Here is a 14,928-nt window from a genome sequence, read left to right on the forward strand (position 1 = left end):
GACCTATGCAGCGGCTGTATCGGAAACGCATCGTTCTGGGCGTCGGCGGCGGCATCGCGGCCTACAAGAGCGCCGATCTGGTTCGTCGCCTGATCGACCAGGGCGCCGAAGTGCGCGTGGTCATGACCCATGGCGGCGCCGAGTTCATCACCCCGCTGACCATGCAGGCCCTCTCCGGGCACCCGGTTCACCTGGATTTGCTCGACCCGGCCGCCGAAGCGGCGATGGGCCACATCGAGCTGGCCAAATGGGCCGATCTGGTGCTGATTGCCCCGGCCACTGCCGACCTGATCGCCCGCCTGGCCCAAGGCATCGCCAACGATTTGCTGACCACCCTGGTGCTGGCCACCGACGCTGTAGTGGCCGTCGCTCCGGCGATGAACCAGGCGATGTGGCGCGACCCGGCGACCCAGGCCAACCTGCAACTCCTGGAAAGCCGTGGCCTGAAGACCTTCGGCCCGGCCTCCGGCAGCCAGGCCTGCGGCGATGTCGGCATGGGCCGGATGATGGAGGCCACCGACCTGGCCCAATGCGCGGCGGATTGCTTCCAGCGTCAGGCGCTGACCGGCAAGCACGTGGTGATCACTGCCGGCCCGACCCAGGAAAACATCGACCCGGTGCGCTACATCACCAACCACAGCTCCGGCAAAATGGGCTTTGCCCTGGCCGAAGCCGCCGTGGAAGCCGGTGCCCGCGTGACGCTGATCAGCGGCCCGGTGCACCTGCCGACTCCGGATCGCGTTACGCGCATCGACGTGGTCAGCGCCCGCGACATGCTCGCGGCGTGCGAATCGGCCATCCCGTGTGACGTGTTCATCGCCTCGGCAGCGGTGGCGGACTACCGTCCGGAAGTCGTTGCCCCGCAAAAACTCAAGAAAGACCCTACAAGCGGCGACGGCTTCGTCCTGCAAATGGTGCGCAACCCGGACATCCTGGCCACCATCGCAACCCGCCCCGACCGTCCGTTCAGTGTCGGCTTCGCTGCCGAGACCGAACACCTGCTCGACTACGCTGCACGCAAGCTGAAAGACAAGAATCTCGATTTGATCGTCGCCAACGACGTCGCCAACCCGAGCATCGGTTTCAACAGCGAAGAAAACGCCTGCAGCGTGATTGACCGTGAGCTGCACGCCACGGTTTTCGCCCAGACCAGCAAGAGCAAGATCGCTCGCCAACTGGTCACTTTTATCGCCGAACGTCTGAACCAGGTTTAATTTACATGCACGCTTTGCAAGCCAAGATCCTCGACCCACGCATCGGTACCGAATTCCCGCTGCCGCAATACGCAACGCCAGGCTCCGCCGGCCTCGACCTGCGCGCCATGCTGGAACGGGACATCGTCATCAAGCCGGGTGAAACCGTGCTGATCCCGACCGGACTGTCGGTGTACATCGGCGACCCGAATCTCGCCGCGCTGATCCTGCCGCGCTCGGGCATGGGCCATAAGCACGGCATCGTGCTGGGCAACCTCGTCGGCCTGATCGACTCCGATTATCAAGGCCCGCTGATGGTGTCCTGCTGGAACCGTGGTCAGACCGACTTCACCATGACCGTCGGCGAACGCCTGGCGCAATTGGTGCTGGTGCCGGTGGTGCAGGCGCATTTCGAAATGGTCGAAGAGTTCGTTGAAACCGAACGCGGTACCGGCGGTTTCGGCCATACCGGCACTAAATAATCAGGTAGACAGCGGGCGTGGTGAGGGAGGCTCTTCCTCACCACAAATTGAAATTGTCATCTGCGCGGTTTAGCACCGAAAATCAAGGTTTTGGCGGACCAAAGCCACGCCCGACAAGGCGTCATGGCCCTTTCATACCACGAACTCTGCGTGGAAAACGCCGTCATACCCTTCAGTTTGAGCCTGCCGTCGAATGAATCGCCGGTGTGTCCCGCCACTTTCGAGATGGAGCATTTGTGCAGATGAGCACCCCAGCCAAGATCGCCCCGAAGCTTCCCGACAGCATCTTCCGCGCCTATGACATTCGCGGCACCGTGCCGGAATTCCTCAATGCCGAAACCGCTTACTGGATCGGCCGCGCCATCGGCTCGCAGAGCCTGGCCCAGGGCGAACCGAACGTGTCGGTCGGCCGCGACGGCCGACTGTCCGGCCCGGAACTGGTGGCCGAGCTGATCCGCGGTATCGCCGAAAGCGGCTGCCATGTCAGCGATGTCGGCCTGGTGCCGACCCCGGCGCTGTATTACGCGGCCAACGTACTGGCCGGCAAGTCGGGGGTGATGCTCACCGGCAGCCATAACCCGTCGAATTACAACGGTTTCAAGATCGTGATCGCAGGTGACACTCTCGCCAACGAACAGATCCAGGTGCTGCACGAGCGCATCAAGACCAATGACCTGACCAGCGGTCAGGGCAGCGTGACCCAGGTCGAGATCCTCGACCGCTACACCACCGAAATCGTCCAGGACGTCAAGCTGGCCCGACGCATGAAAGTCGTGGTCGACTGCGGTAACGGCGCAGCCGGCGTGATCGCCCCGCAACTGATCGAAGCATTGAACTGCGAAGTCATCCCGCTGTTCTGCGAAGTCGATGGCAACTTCCCCAACCATCACCCGGACCCTGGCAAGCCTGAAAACCTCGTCGACCTGATCGCCAAGGTCAAGGAAACCAACGCCGATATCGGCCTGGCTTTCGATGGCGACGGTGACCGTGTCGGCGTGGTGACCAACACCGGCAGCATCGTCTACCCGGATCGCCTGCTGATGCTGTTTGCCCGTGACGTGGTCGCGCGCAACCCGGACGCGGAAATCATCTTCGACGTCAAATGCACCCGCCGTCTGGTGCCGCTGATCAAGGAATACGGCGGTCGCCCGCTAATGTGGAAGACCGGTCACTCGTTGATCAAAAAGAAAATGAAACAATCCGGTGCTCTATTGGCCGGCGAGATGAGCGGGCACATCTTCTTCAAGGAGCGCTGGTTCGGTTTCGACGATGGCATCTACAGCGCCGCGCGCCTGCTGGAGATCCTCAGCAAGGAAAAATCCACCGCCGAGGAGCTGTTTGCGACCTTCCCGAACGATATTTCTACGCCGGAAATCAATATCCATGTGACCGAAGAGAGCAAATTCAGCATCATTGATGCACTGCACGACGCACAGTGGGGCCCAGGCGCTGACCTGACCACCATTGACGGCGTGCGGGTCGATTACGCCGAAGGCTGGGGCCTGGTGCGCGCATCCAACACCACGCCGGTGCTGGTGCTGCGCTTCGAGGCCGATGACGAGGCGCAATTGCAGCGCATCAAGGATGTGTTCCACGCCCAACTGAAACGCGTTGCACCTGATCTCCAACTACCGTTCTGATTCACCCGGAGCCCTGAATGACCCTTGAACGCGAAGCCGCCGCCCACACCGCCCAGGTCCTGTCCGAAGCGTTGCCTTACATCCGACGTTATGTCGGCAAGACCCTGGTGATCAAATACGGCGGCAACGCGATGGAAAGCGAGGAGCTGAAAACCGGCTTCGCCCGCGACATCGTCTTGATGAAAGCCGTGGGTATCAACCCGGTGGTGGTTCACGGCGGCGGCCCGCAGATCGGTGATCTGCTCAAGCGTCTGTCGATCGAAAGCCACTTTGTCGACGGCATGCGCGTCACCGACGCCGCGACCATGGACGTGGTGGAAATGGTCCTCGGCGGCCAGGTCAACAAAAGCATCGTCAACCTGATCAACCGCCACGGCGGCAGCGCCATCGGTCTGACCGGTAAAGACGCCGGGCTGATTCGCGCGAAGAAACTGACCGTCACCCGCCAGACCCCGGAGATGACCCAGCCGGAAATCATCGACATCGGTCAGGTGGGCGAAGTGGTCGGGATCAACACCGAACTGCTGAACCTGCTGGTCAAGGGCAACTTCATCCCGGTGATCGCGCCAATCGGCGTCGGTGAGAACGGCGAGTCGTACAACATCAACGCTGACCTGGTGGCCGGCAAGGTTGCCGAAGCGCTGAAAGCCGAAAAGCTGATGCTGCTGACCAACATCGCCGGCCTGATGGACAAGTCGGGCACGGTCCTGACCGGCCTGAGCACCCAGCAGGTCGATGACCTGATCGCCGACGGCACCATCTACGGCGGCATGCTGCCGAAGATCCGCTGCGCACTGGAAGCGGTTCAGGGCGGTGTGGGCAGCTCGTTGATCATCGACGGTCGCGTGCCGAACGCGATCCTGCTGGAAATCTTCACCGATACCGGTGTGGGCACGCTGATCAGCAATCGCAAGCGTCCGTAAGCGGTAGCGCAAACAAAAAGACCCCGCTCAGCCTGGCTGAGCGGGGTCTTTTTTATCACCGCAAATTTTGTGGGAGCGAGCTTGCTCGCGAAAGGGGTCTTTGCCTCACATCTATGTTGAATGTGAGGCCCTCTTCGCGAGCAGGCTCGCTACTACAATATTTTGCAGTTATACGCCGAACTGGGCGCGATAGGCTTCAACGGCTGGCAGGTGCTGCTTGAGCTGCGGGTCGTCTGCCAGGAATTCCAGTACCTGATTCAGCGAAACGATGCTGATCACCGGGATACCGAAATCACGCTCGACTTCCTGAATCGCCGACAATTCACCGTTGCCACGCTCCTGACGGTTCAGGGCGATCAGCACGCCGGCAGCCTTGGCGCCGTCCTGGGAAGCGATGATCTGCATCACTTCGCGGATCGCGGTGCCGGCGGTGATCACGTCGTCAATGATCAGCACGTCACCGGTCAGCGGCGCGCCGACCAGGCTGCCGCCCTCGCCGTGAGCCTTGGCTTCCTTGCGGTTGAAACACCATGGCAGGTCACGGTTATGGTGCTCGGACAGCGCCACGGCGGTGGTCGCCGCCAGCGGGATGCCTTTGTAGGCCGGGCCGAACAGCACGTCGAACGGAATTCCGCTCTCGGCGATGGCTGCGGCGTAGAAACGACCCAGCTGCGCCAGCGCGGAACCCGAGTTGAACAGGCCGGCGTTGAAGAAGTAAGGACTGGTGCGCCCGGACTTCAGGGTGAACTCACCGAAGCGCAAAACGCCGCGATCGATGGCAAAACGAATGAAATCGCGCTGATACGCTTGCATGAAAAAAACCCCAAATACCACGGATTTAGCTAATTAGCTTGACGCCGTGTATCATACACGCACGCGATTTTTGGGGCCATTTATGCGGATCATCAGTGTGAACGTCAATGGTATTCAGGCTGCAGTCGAGCGTGGTTTGCTCAGTTGGCTGCAGGCTCAGAATGCCGACGTCATCTGCCTGCAGGACACCCGTGCCTCCGCCTTTGAACTGGATGACCCAGCCTTCCAACTGGACGGCTACTTCCTTTATGCCTGCGATGCTGAAGTCCCTGCCCAAGGTGGCGTGGCTTTGTATTCGCGGTTGCAACCGAAGGCTGTCATCAGCGGTCTCGGTTTCGAGACGGCCGACCGCTACGGGCGCTACCTGCAAGCAGATTTCGACAAAGTCAGTATTGCCACCTTGCTGCTCCCTTCGGGGATGAACGGCGATGAGGACTTGAACCAGAAGTTCAAGCTCATGGACGACTTCGGCAAGTACCTGGACAAACAGCGGCGCAAACGTCGCGAGTACATTTATTGTGGCTCGCTGTACGTTGCGCAGCAGAAGCTCGACATCAAGAACTGGCGCGACAGCCAGCAATCTCCGGGCTTCCTGGCGCCAGAACGCGCCTGGATGGACGAGATTGTCGGCAACATGGGCTATGTCGATGCGTTGCGCGAAGTCAGCCGCGAAGGCGACCAGTACAGCTGGTGGCCGGACAACGAACAGGCCGAGATGCTTAACCTCGGCTGGCGTTTCGACTACCAGATCCTGACCCCGGGCCTGCGGCGCTTCGTGCGCAGTGCACGCCTGCCGCGTCAGCCACGGTTCTCGCAACACGCGCCGCTGATCGTCGACTACGACTGGACGCTGACCATCTAAGCGTCGATTCGTGGATGCAAAAAAGCCGACATCGCTGTCGGCTTTTTTGTGCGCGCTGATTTTTCTGTGTGAGCGGGCTGGCTCGCGAAGGCGTCGTGTCAGTCGATATTAATGCTGAATGACCCATCGCATTCGCGAGCAAGCCCGCTCCCACAAGGGGAAAACGTCGCTGGTTGTTATTTGATCAGGCGCCAGGTGAACGGGTAACGGTAGGGGAAGCCGTCATTGGCCTTCACCCCGGCAATGATCGTCAGCACCAGCGCGCCGATGGCCAGCAGACCCAGCAGGAAGAAGCCGATGATCAACACCATCAGCAGCAGACAGATCGCTGCCGCAATCGCCACGGTGATCTGAAAATTCAGCGCCTCCTTGCCTTGGGCATCGATGAACGGATCGGTCTCGCGCTTCATCTGCCAAAGGATCAGCGGCCCGATCAGGTTGCCGAACGGAATCCAGATCCCCAGCAAGGCGGACAAGTGACAAAACATCGCCCACTGACGAACTTCCTGGCTCGGTTTGGGCAGTAACTCTTGCTCATCACTCATCGCGTCCTCCTTGCGGGTTACGAACCTGCTCAGTCGGCCAGTGCAGCCTGTTGCAGTTCGAAGATTTCGTTCATGCCTTTCTTGGCCAGTTCCAGCATGGCGTTCAGCTCTTCAGGCTGGAACGGTGCGCCTTCGGCGGTGCCCTGCACTTCGATGAAGCCACCGGTGCTGGTCATCACCACATTGAGGTCGGTCTCGGCGGCAGAGTCTTCAAGATAGTCCAGATCCAGCACCGGCTCGCCCTGATACATGCCAACCGACACCGCGCCGATCATTTGCTTGAGCGGGTCGCCGCCTTTCAGGCCGCCGCGCTTCTTGATCACTTTCAGTGCATCGACCAGTGCCACCATGGCGCCGGTGATCGACGCGGTACGGGTGCCGCCGTCAGCCTGGATCACGTCGCAGTCGACGTACAGGGTCACGTCGCCCAGCTTGGACATGTCCAGCGCAGCGCGCAGGGAACGACCGATCAGGCGCTGGATTTCCAGGGTGCGGCCGCCCTGCTTGCCACGGCTGGCTTCACGCTGGTTACGCTCGCCGGTGGCGCGCGGCAGCATGCCGTATTCGGCAGTCAACCAGCCCTGGCCCTGGCCTTTGAGGAAACGCGGCACGCCGTTTTCGACGCTGACGGTGCAGATGACTTTGGTATCACCGAATTCGACCAGTACGGATCCCTCGGCGTGTTTGGTGTAGTTGCGGGTAATGCGGATCGAGCGGAGCTGATCGGCAACGCGACCACTTGGACGTTTCATAGGGAATACCTGTACTGGGGACGGAAAACTGCCGAGCATTATAGAGCGCTGCACCGTGCCTGGGCACGGGTTAAAAATTCCGGTCGTCGACCCAGGGCCCTGAAACGCGCATAACCGACGGCCTGCAGCCCTTTGTCACACCGTGTGTTTGGGCGCATCCGCTGCACTGCGCTACAATCCTGCGCCTTTGCTGCCAGTCGGCTTAAATTCATTGATATCGAGCTTGCGGGATGTTCTTGGCGAGCCGATCTGCATTGCGAGGTCACCGCCATGGTGCACAGCATGACCGCCTTCGCCCGCGTCGAGAAAGCCGGCGTCCAGGGCACCCTGAGCTGGGAACTGCGCTCGGTCAACAGCCGCTACCTGGAACCGCACCTGCGCCTGCCGGAGTCGTTCCGCGACCTCGAAGGCGCCGTGCGCGAAGCACTGCGCCAGGGGCTGTCGCGAGGCAAACTGGAATGCACCCTGCGCTTTACCGAAGAAAGCACCGGCAAACCACTGCAAGTTGATCGCGAGCGCGCCGCGCAACTGGTCGCCGCTGCCGAAACCGTTGCTGGCCTGATCAAGAACCCGGCGGCGCTGAATCCACTGGAAGTGCTGGCCTGGCCCGGCGTACTGGTGGCCGACGCGACCGATCCACAGGCGCTGAACGCCGAGGCCCTGGCACTGTTCAATCAAGGCCTCAAGGAACTCAAGGCCGGCCGCGAGCGCGAAGGCGCGGAGCTGGCTCGCCTGATCAACGAGCGCCTGACCTCGATTGAAGAAGACGTCGTGACCCTGCGCGAGCTGGTTCCGCAGATGCTCGCCACCCAGCGCCAGAAAGTCCTCGACCGCTTCGCCGACATGAAGGCCGAGCTGGACCCGCAGCGCCTGGAACAGGAAATGGTCATGCTCGCGCAAAAGAGCGATGTGGCCGAAGAACTGGATCGCCTGAGCACCCACATCATCGAAGTTCGCCGGGTGCTCAAGTCCGGCGGCGCAGCCGGGCGGCGCCTGGACTTCCTGATGCAGGAACTCAACCGCGAAGCCAACACACTGGGCTCCAAGGCCTTCGACCCGCGCAGCACCCAGGCCGCCGTCAACCTCAAGGTGTTGATCGAGCAGATGCGCGAACAAGTGCAGAATATTGAGTAAGGCAACAGACATGACCCACAGCACCGGCACCCTGTACATCATTTCCGCCCCATCGGGCGCAGGCAAGAGCAGCCTGGTCAAGGCTTTGACCGATGCCAACCCGGAGATCCGCGTCTCGATCTCCCACACCACCCGCGCCATGCGCCCGGGTGAAGTGGACGGCGTGAACTATCACTTCGTATCCCGCGAAGAATTCGTGAAGATGGGCGAGCACGGTGACTTCCTTGAGCGCGCCGAAGTCTTCGGCAACTTCTACGGCACCTCGCAAAGCCGCCTGCAGCAAACCCTGGACGAAGGTCACGACCTGATTCTGGAAATCGATTGGCAAGGCGCCGAGCAAGTGCGCAAGCTGATGCCGCAGGCCCGTTCGATCTTCATTCTGCCGCCGTCGTTGCAGGCCCTGCACCAGCGCCTGACCAACCGCGGTCAGGACAGCGACGAGATCATCGACGGTCGGATGCGCGAAGCGGTCAGCGAGATGAGTCACTATGTCGAGTACGACTACCTGATCATCAACGACGATTTCGCCCACGCGCTGGACGATCTGAAGGCGATTTTCCGCGCCAATCAGCTGCAACAGAAACGCCAGCAAGTGCGTTTCGGCAAATTGCTGGCCGAATTGCTCGGTTAATCAGCACTTCCCAAAACCGCTGCAAGCGCTTTACATTGGTGCTTGCAGCGCGTTGAAGGGTCTGGTCAAAAAATCAGCGCTTCCCTAATCGCTGGTGATTTTTTAAACTGTTGAGTCCGCTCGCCCAACCGGGCAGCGCGCATATTGCATTCGCTCCGAGGAATACCATGGCCCGCGTAACCGTTGAAGACTGCCTAGAACACGTGGAAAACCGCTTTGAGCTGGTCATGCTCTCTACCAAGCGTGCCCGTCAACTGGCCACCGGCGGCAAAGAGCCACTGGTCCAGTGGGAAAACGACAAGCCTACCGTTGTCGCCCTGCGTGAAATCGCTGAAGGCCTGATGAGCTACGAGTTCATCGCCGAGCAGGAAATCGTCCAGGATGAACCGCTCTTCGCTGCATTCGAGGACGAGTCCAACGAGGCCGTCTAAGCCTATGCCTGGTCGACGTAGCACGGCGCGGGAACACAGCCTACGGCAGGAGTCATCATGCCGAGCATAGACGCCCTCGCCGATCGCTTATCGACCTACCTCGGCAACGACCAGGTCAACCTGGTCCGCCGAGCGTATTTCTACGCCGAACAAGCCCATGACGGTCAGCGCCGTCGCAGCGGCGAGGCGTACGTCACGCATCCTCTTGCCGTGGCCAATATTCTTGCCGACATGCACATGGACCATCAGAGCCTGATGGCCGCGATGCTGCATGACGTGATCGAAGACACCGGTATCGCCAAGGAAGCGCTGCAGGCGCAGTTCGGTGAAACCGTGGCCGAACTGGTCGACGGGGTCAGCAAACTGACCCAGATGAACTTCGAGACCAAGGCCGAAGCCCAGGCCGAGAACTTCCAGAAAATGGCCATGGCCATGGCGCGCGACATTCGCGTGATCCTGGTCAAACTCGCCGACCGCCTGCACAACATGCGCACGCTGGAAGTGCTGTCCGGGGAAAAACGCCGCCGGATCGCCAAGGAAACCCTCGAGATCTATGCGCCCATCGCCAACCGCTTGGGCATGCACGCGATTCGTATCGAATTCGAAGACCTCGGTTTCAAGGCGATGCACCCGATGCGTTCCGCGCGGATCTACCAGGCGGTCAAGCGCGCCCGGGGCAATCGCAAGGAAATCGTCAACAAGATCGAAGAGTCCCTCGGCCACTGTCTCGCCATCGACGGTATTCAGGGCGAAGTCAGCGGTCGTCAGAAACACCTCTACGGCATCTACAAGAAAATGCGCGGCAAGCGTCGGGCCTTCAACGAGATCATGGACGTCTATGCGTTCCGGATCATCGTCGACAAGGTCGATACCTGCTACCGCGTGCTAGGCGCTGTACATAATTTGTACAAACCGCTGCCGGGGCGCTTCAAGGATTACATCGCGATCCCCAAGGCCAACGGCTATCAGTCGCTGCACACCACGCTGTTCGGCATGCACGGCGTACCGATCGAGATCCAGATCCGCACCCGCGAAATGGAAGAAATGGCCAACAACGGCATTGCCGCCCATTGGCTTTACAAATCCAGCGGTGACGAGCAGCCCAAAGGCACCCATGCCCGCGCCCGCCAGTGGGTCAAGGGCGTGCTGGAAATGCAGCAACGTGCCGGCAACTCGCTGGAATTCATCGAGAGCGTGAAGATCGACCTGTTCCCGGACGAGGTCTACGTGTTCACGCCCAAAGGCCGGATCATGGAGCTGCCCAAAGGCTCCACGGCGGTCGATTTTGCCTACGCGGTGCACACCGACGTTGGCAACAGCTGCATCGCCTGCCGGATCAACCGTCGCCTCGCACCGCTGTCCGAACCGCTGCAAAGCGGCTCCACGGTCGAGATCGTCAGCGCACCCGGGGCCCGGCCGAACCCGGCGTGGCTCAACTTCGTGGTCACCGGCAAGGCCCGTACGCACATCCGCCATGCGTTGAAACTGCAACGTCGTTCGGAATCCATCAGCCTGGGCGAACGCCTGCTGAACAAGGTCCTCAACGGTTTCGACAGCTCGCTGGAGAAGATCCCGGCCGAGCGCGTCAAGGCAATGCTCACCGAGTACCGCCTGGAACTGATCGAAGACCTGCTCGAGGACATTGGCCTGGGCAACCGCATGGCCTACGTCGTGGCACGTCGACTGCTCGGTGAAGGCGAACAGCTACCGAGTCCGGAAGGTCCGCTGGCGATTCGCGGCACCGAAGGCCTGGTCCTGAGCTACGCCAAGTGCTGCACGCCGATCCCGGGCGACCCGATTGTCGGTCACCTGTCGGCGGGCAAAGGCATGGTCGTGCACCTGGACAACTGCCGCAATATCAGCGAAATCCGCCACAACCCGGAAAAATGCATCCAGCTCTCGTGGGCCAAGGATGTCACCGGCGAATTCAACGTCGAACTGCGCGTCGAGCTGGAGCACCAGCGCGGCCTGATCGCCCTGCTGGCCAGCAGCGTCAACGCCGCCGACGGCAATATCGAGAAAATCAGCATGGACGAGCGCGATGGCCGCATCAGCGTCGTCCAACTGGTGGTCAGCGTCCACGACCGTGTGCACCTGGCCCGCGTGATCAAGAAACTGCGCGCCCTGACCGGGGTCATCCGCATCACCCGCATGCGTGCATAACTCAACCATTACAAGGAGTCATACATGACCAAGACTGTTATCACCAGCGACAAGGCCCCAGCCGCCATCGGCACTTACTCCCAGGCGATCAAGGCCGGCAATACCGTCTACATGTCGGGTCAGATTCCTCTGGACCCGAAGACCATGGAACTGGTTGAAGGCTTCGAAGCCCAGACCGTCCAGGTGTTCGAGAACCTGAAAGCCGTCGCCGAAGCAGCCGGTGGTTCGTTCAAGGACATCGTCAAGCTGAACATCTTCCTCACCGACCTGAGCCACTTCGCCAAGGTCAACGAGATCATGGGCAAATACTTCGACCAGCCGTACCCGGCCCGCGCCGCCATCGGCGTTGCTGCCCTGCCGAAGGGCTCGCAAGTCGAAATGGATGCCATCCTGGTCATCGAGTAATGCACACGGCGCAGCCTTCAACCGCTGCGCCGACTGCTCTGCGGTAAAGAAAAGGTTTTGAAAGGATTCCACCATGCGCAAAGCGCTTGCTCTCTCGCTACTCGCCGTTTTCCTCGGCGGCTGTGCCAGCGACCCCGCCGACCGTGACATCAGCGGCACCTGGATCAACCAGGTGGCGATCGATGCTGCTGCCAAGGGCGGCCCCCTGCGCGAAGCGCTTCAGGCCTATGGCCCGAACCTGGAGTGGGACGTCAACACCAAGGCCGGTCAGGCCCGCTACACCAACGGTTTCGAGAACGTCGAAGGACGGCTGCAAGGCGAACAGTCCGGCGCCTGGAAAGTCGACTTCTATGGCAGCTCCGGCAGCGAACTGAAACGTGCCGGAGGCCAGATGAAACAGGCCGCCACCGAGAACGAACCCGACCAGTTGTTCGATCGCGCGCAAATCCCCGTGCCGGAAGGCGCACCGATCGGTGCGAGCTTCGAACGGGCGCTGTATTCGGCGTACCTGGGCGGCAGCTGGAAGATTGCCAGCGGCGATGGCGAAGGCAACACCGTGCAGTTCCAGGCCGATGGCCAGGTCTCCGGCCTGCCCGGCGCGGATCGCTATGCCCTGTGCCTGGCAGGCGACTGTGCCTCGATGAACAGCGACCACGACAGCATGTGGCTGCAGCAGAACGGCCAGGGCAACAACTGGATCTTTGTGCGCAAGGGCAAGGAACTGGAAATCCTGCAGGCGGTGAACACGGCGCTGGCGGATGAACAACCGCAGTTCAGCCCCGGCGAACGCAAGTGGTTGCTCGAGAAGCAGTAAGCCTCACCGAGAGCCACACATAAACCTGTGGGAGCGGGCTTGCTCGCGAAAGCGGTGTGTCAGTCGACATCCATGTTGCCTGGCACGCCTTCTTCGCGAGCAAGCCCGCTCCCACAGTGTTTTGCGGGGTCAGAGAGTCAGCACTTACCTTCCAGAATTGCCGCGTAACCTTCGCGGTAACTCGGATACGTCGGCGTCCAGCCCAATGCCTTCGCCCGGGCATTGCTGCAGCGCTTGCTGCCGGTGCGGCGCACGCTGGCGTCGTCCGCCCATTCGGTAACTCCCAGATAGTCACGCAGCCACGCGACCACCTCGGCTAGCGGCGCCGGCGCGTCGTCCACACCGATATAGATGTCTTGCAACGACTCGCCCCGACGGTCCGCTTCCAGCAAAAAGGCCATCAAGCCGGCAGCATCATCGGCATGAATGCGATTGCCGTACAACGGCGGCTCGACCGCGACCCGATAACCGCGACGCACCTGGGTCAACAGCCACTCACGTCCCGGGCCATAGATACCGGTCAGACGCACGATGCTCGCCGGGATACCGCTGTTGAGCGCGACTTGCTCAGCCTCAAGCATCAGTCGTCCGGAATAGCCACTGGCTACCGTCTCTGAATGCTCGTCGACCCACTCCCCTTCCTGCTGGCCATACACGCTGCTGCTGGACACGAAGATCAGCCGCTCGGGCACCTGGCCATAGTCGCCCAGCCAGCTCAGCACATTCTGCAGACCCTGCACATACGCGGCGCGATAACCGGCCTCGTCGTGATCGGTGGCTGCCGCGCAATACACCAGGTAATCCACCGCGCCGAACGGCCAGGTCTCTGGGCAGTCTTCATTGAACAGATCACCGGCCACGCCAATGACCCCCTCAGGCAAGCGTGAAACATCACGGCGCAGACCGTGTACCTCCCAGTCGCCAGCCAGCAATTGCTTGGCCAGACGGCTACCGACATCACCGCAACCGGCGATCAGAACAGAGGGCGCAGACATCAAAAATCTCCCGTCATAAAGGGAAAGACTAGCCCCGCCATTGGACGAGTGGCTAGCAATCAAGGAAAAAAAGAAACTCTATTACTTTTGTTAACAAGAATTACTTGCAATAATGCACGTCACTTTTGTTCTCGGCCTCACGAGGCCTGGAAGAGCATTACCGTTTTTCTATCTCAGGTCCGGCCAGCATGACACGTAATCAATTCCCCGCTTCGCCAACCACACGACCTCGCGCCTGGAGCGCGGTGGCGGCCCTGCTGCTCAGCCTGATGCTGGCGCCGACCGCCGCTTTCGCTGACGCCCAGGCGCCAGCCGCTCCGGCAGCCGCCGAACAGCACGCACCTGCTGCCGCCGCTCCAGCCGCCACCGACCCGGTTCAGGCTGTGGACGCCAGCGAAGTGAACGTACCTGAAGTCCTCGAGCCGGATAACACCCTGGGCATGGCCCACGATCTGTCGCCATGGGGCATGTACCAGAACGCCGACATCATCGTGAAAATCGTGATGATCGGTCTGGCCATTGCCTCCATCATCACCTGGACCATCTGGATCGCCAAAGGCTTCGAGCTGATGGGCGCCAAGCGTCGTCTGCGTGGCGAAATCGCCGCCCTGAAAAAAGCCGCCACCCTCAAGGAAGCCAGCGCGACTGCAGCCAAAGAAGGCACCCTCGCCAACCTGCTGGTGCACGACGCCCTCGAAGAGATGCGCCTGTCGGTCAACAGCCGCGAGAAGGAAGGCATCAAGGAGCGCGTCAGCTTCCGCCTTGAACGCCTGGTGGCCGCCTGTGGCCGCAACATGAGCAGCGGCACCGGCGTCCTCGCCACCATCGGTTCCACCGCGCCGTTCGTCGGTCTGTTCGGTACCGTGTGGGGCATCATGAACTCCTTCATCGGCATCGCCAAAACCCAGACCACCAACCTTGCTGTCGTGGCGCCGGGTATCGCTGAAGCGCTGCTGGCAACGGCCCTAGGTCTGGTTGCAGCGATTCCGGCGGTGGTTATCTACAACGTATTCGCCCGCTCCATCGCCGGTTACAAGGCGCAGGTGTCCGATGCGTCGGCAGAAGTCCTGCTGCTGGTCAGCCGTGACCTCGACCACCAGCCTGAGCGCAGCTCGCAGCCGCACATGGTCAAAGTGGGGTAATCG

Annotated in this window: 15 protein-coding genes and 1 pseudogene; 12 read left to right on the forward strand and 4 right to left on the reverse strand. The window is 61.1% G+C overall.

The window, feature by feature from the left end:
* Positions 1 to 5: 5 nt before the first annotated feature.
* The 4 genes and pseudogenes from coaBC (at position 6) to argB (ending at position 4,238) form a co-directional block, all read left to right on the forward strand.
* Positions 6 to 1,214, forward strand: coding sequence for a bifunctional phosphopantothenoylcysteine decarboxylase/phosphopantothenate--cysteine ligase CoaBC (gene coaBC, locus AC0J41_RS25845; RefSeq protein WP_003229480.1), 1,209 nt, complete (start codon positions 6 to 8; stop codon positions 1,212 to 1,214).
* A gap of 5 nt (positions 1,215 to 1,219) precedes the next feature.
* Positions 1,220 to 1,675, forward strand: coding sequence for a dUTP diphosphatase (gene dut / locus AC0J41_RS25850; protein WP_473013942.1), 456 nt, complete (start codon positions 1,220 to 1,222; stop codon positions 1,673 to 1,675).
* A 263-nt stretch (positions 1,676 to 1,938) separates the two neighbouring features.
* A pseudogene (locus tag AC0J41_RS25855) lies at positions 1,939 to 3,315 on the forward strand (phosphomannomutase/phosphoglucomutase); the annotation flags it as partial.
* A 17-nt stretch (positions 3,316 to 3,332) separates the two neighbouring features.
* Positions 3,333 to 4,238, forward strand: a complete 906-nt coding sequence (gene argB / locus AC0J41_RS25860; protein ID WP_003229488.1) for an acetylglutamate kinase — start codon at positions 3,333 to 3,335, stop codon at positions 4,236 to 4,238.
* A gap of 168 nt (positions 4,239 to 4,406) precedes the next feature.
* On the opposite strand, the gene pyrE is transcribed toward argB, so the two are convergent.
* On the reverse strand, positions 4,407 to 5,051 hold the full coding sequence (gene pyrE, locus AC0J41_RS25865; protein ID WP_473013943.1) for an orotate phosphoribosyltransferase: 645 nt from the start codon (positions 5,049 to 5,051) through the stop codon (positions 4,407 to 4,409).
* Positions 5,052 to 5,133: 82 nt separating this feature from the next.
* On the opposite strand from pyrE, the gene AC0J41_RS25870 reads away from it, so the two are divergent.
* Positions 5,134 to 5,913 (forward strand): exodeoxyribonuclease III, encoded by a 780-nt coding sequence (locus AC0J41_RS25870; protein ID WP_007920349.1) that lies wholly within the window; start codon positions 5,134 to 5,136, stop codon positions 5,911 to 5,913.
* Between the two features lie 176 nt (positions 5,914 to 6,089).
* Here AC0J41_RS25870 and AC0J41_RS25875 read toward each other — a convergent pair whose 3' ends face one another.
* Together AC0J41_RS25875 and rph are read right to left on the reverse strand one after the other, a co-directional pair.
* A complete protein-coding gene (locus tag AC0J41_RS25875) occupies positions 6,090 to 6,458 on the reverse strand; it encodes a DUF4870 domain-containing protein (RefSeq protein ID WP_025112709.1) in 369 nt (122 codons plus the stop codon).
* Positions 6,459 to 6,487: 29 nt separating this feature from the next.
* Complete coding sequence (gene rph / locus AC0J41_RS25880; protein ID WP_025112708.1) at positions 6,488 to 7,210, reverse strand: ribonuclease PH; 723 nt, start codon at positions 7,208 to 7,210, stop codon at positions 6,488 to 6,490.
* A 270-nt stretch (positions 7,211 to 7,480) separates the two neighbouring features.
* On the opposite strand from rph, the gene AC0J41_RS25885 reads away from it, so the two are divergent.
* The 6 genes from AC0J41_RS25885 (at position 7,481) to AC0J41_RS25910 (ending at position 12,788) form a co-directional block, all read left to right on the forward strand.
* Positions 7,481 to 8,344, forward strand: coding sequence for a YicC/YloC family endoribonuclease (locus AC0J41_RS25885; protein WP_115986348.1), 864 nt, complete (start codon positions 7,481 to 7,483; stop codon positions 8,342 to 8,344).
* Between the two features lie 10 nt (positions 8,345 to 8,354).
* Positions 8,355 to 8,975 carry a guanylate kinase gene (gene gmk / locus AC0J41_RS25890; RefSeq protein WP_025112706.1) on the forward strand — a complete coding sequence of 207 codons (621 nt, stop codon included), beginning with the start codon at positions 8,355 to 8,357 and terminating at the stop codon, positions 8,973 to 8,975.
* 167 nt (positions 8,976 to 9,142) lie between these two features.
* Complete coding sequence (gene rpoZ, locus AC0J41_RS25895; protein ID WP_008030604.1) at positions 9,143 to 9,406, forward strand: DNA-directed RNA polymerase subunit omega; 264 nt, start codon at positions 9,143 to 9,145, stop codon at positions 9,404 to 9,406.
* Positions 9,407 to 9,463: 57 nt separating this feature from the next.
* Positions 9,464 to 11,569: a bifunctional GTP diphosphokinase/guanosine-3',5'-bis pyrophosphate 3'-pyrophosphohydrolase gene (gene spoT / locus AC0J41_RS25900; RefSeq protein ID WP_007920338.1), complete on the forward strand. Its 2,106-nt coding sequence runs from the start codon at positions 9,464 to 9,466 to the stop codon at positions 11,567 to 11,569.
* Positions 11,570 to 11,593: 24 nt separating this feature from the next.
* A complete protein-coding gene (locus tag AC0J41_RS25905) occupies positions 11,594 to 11,974 on the forward strand; it encodes a RidA family protein (protein ID WP_003229509.1) in 381 nt (126 codons plus the stop codon).
* A gap of 73 nt (positions 11,975 to 12,047) precedes the next feature.
* Complete coding sequence (locus tag AC0J41_RS25910) at positions 12,048 to 12,788, forward strand: putative periplasmic lipoprotein (protein ID WP_025112704.1); 741 nt, start codon at positions 12,048 to 12,050, stop codon at positions 12,786 to 12,788.
* Positions 12,789 to 12,925: 137 nt separating this feature from the next.
* Here the strand turns inward: AC0J41_RS25910 and AC0J41_RS25915 are convergent, their stop codons facing one another.
* Positions 12,926 to 13,783: an SDR family oxidoreductase gene (locus AC0J41_RS25915; protein WP_473013944.1), complete on the reverse strand. Its 858-nt coding sequence runs from the start codon at positions 13,781 to 13,783 to the stop codon at positions 12,926 to 12,928.
* A gap of 188 nt (positions 13,784 to 13,971) precedes the next feature.
* On the opposite strand from AC0J41_RS25915, the gene exbB reads away from it, so the two are divergent.
* Positions 13,972 to 14,925: a tonB-system energizer ExbB gene (gene exbB, locus AC0J41_RS25920; protein WP_025112702.1), complete on the forward strand. Its 954-nt coding sequence runs from the start codon at positions 13,972 to 13,974 to the stop codon at positions 14,923 to 14,925.
* Positions 14,926 to 14,928: the final 3 nt, after the last annotated feature.

It is taken from the genome of Pseudomonas sp. Arb-4-2C (assembly GCF_055755015.1).

Coding starts and splice junctions, on each gene's coding strand:
- coaBC (WP_003229480.1), top strand. CDS start 6: ATGCAGCGGCTGTATCGGAAACGCATCGTTCTGGGCGTCGGCGGCGGC.
- AC0J41_RS25910 (WP_025112704.1), top strand. CDS start 12,048: ATGCGCAAAGCGCTTGCTCTCTCGCTACTCGCCGTTTTCCTCGGCGGC.
- rph (WP_025112708.1), bottom strand. CDS start 7,210: ATGAAACGTCCAAGTGGTCGCGTTGCCGATCAGCTCCGCTCGATCCGC.
- AC0J41_RS25915 (WP_473013944.1), bottom strand. CDS start 13,783: ATGTCTGCGCCCTCTGTTCTGATCGCCGGTTGCGGTGATGTCGGTAGC.
- AC0J41_RS25870 (WP_007920349.1), top strand. CDS start 5,134: ATGCGGATCATCAGTGTGAACGTCAATGGTATTCAGGCTGCAGTCGAG.
- AC0J41_RS25905 (WP_003229509.1), top strand. CDS start 11,594: ATGACCAAGACTGTTATCACCAGCGACAAGGCCCCAGCCGCCATCGGC.
- AC0J41_RS25875 (WP_025112709.1), bottom strand. CDS start 6,458: ATGAGTGATGAGCAAGAGTTACTGCCCAAACCGAGCCAGGAAGTTCGT.
- rpoZ (WP_008030604.1), top strand. CDS start 9,143: ATGGCCCGCGTAACCGTTGAAGACTGCCTAGAACACGTGGAAAACCGC.
- argB (WP_003229488.1), top strand. CDS start 3,333: ATGACCCTTGAACGCGAAGCCGCCGCCCACACCGCCCAGGTCCTGTCC.
- exbB (WP_025112702.1), top strand. CDS start 13,972: ATGACACGTAATCAATTCCCCGCTTCGCCAACCACACGACCTCGCGCC.
- pyrE (WP_473013943.1), bottom strand. CDS start 5,051: ATGCAAGCGTATCAGCGCGATTTCATTCGTTTTGCCATCGATCGCGGC.
- AC0J41_RS25885 (WP_115986348.1), top strand. CDS start 7,481: ATGGTGCACAGCATGACCGCCTTCGCCCGCGTCGAGAAAGCCGGCGTC.
- spoT (WP_007920338.1), top strand. CDS start 9,464: ATGCCGAGCATAGACGCCCTCGCCGATCGCTTATCGACCTACCTCGGC.
- gmk (WP_025112706.1), top strand. CDS start 8,355: ATGACCCACAGCACCGGCACCCTGTACATCATTTCCGCCCCATCGGGC.
- dut (WP_473013942.1), top strand. CDS start 1,220: ATGCACGCTTTGCAAGCCAAGATCCTCGACCCACGCATCGGTACCGAA.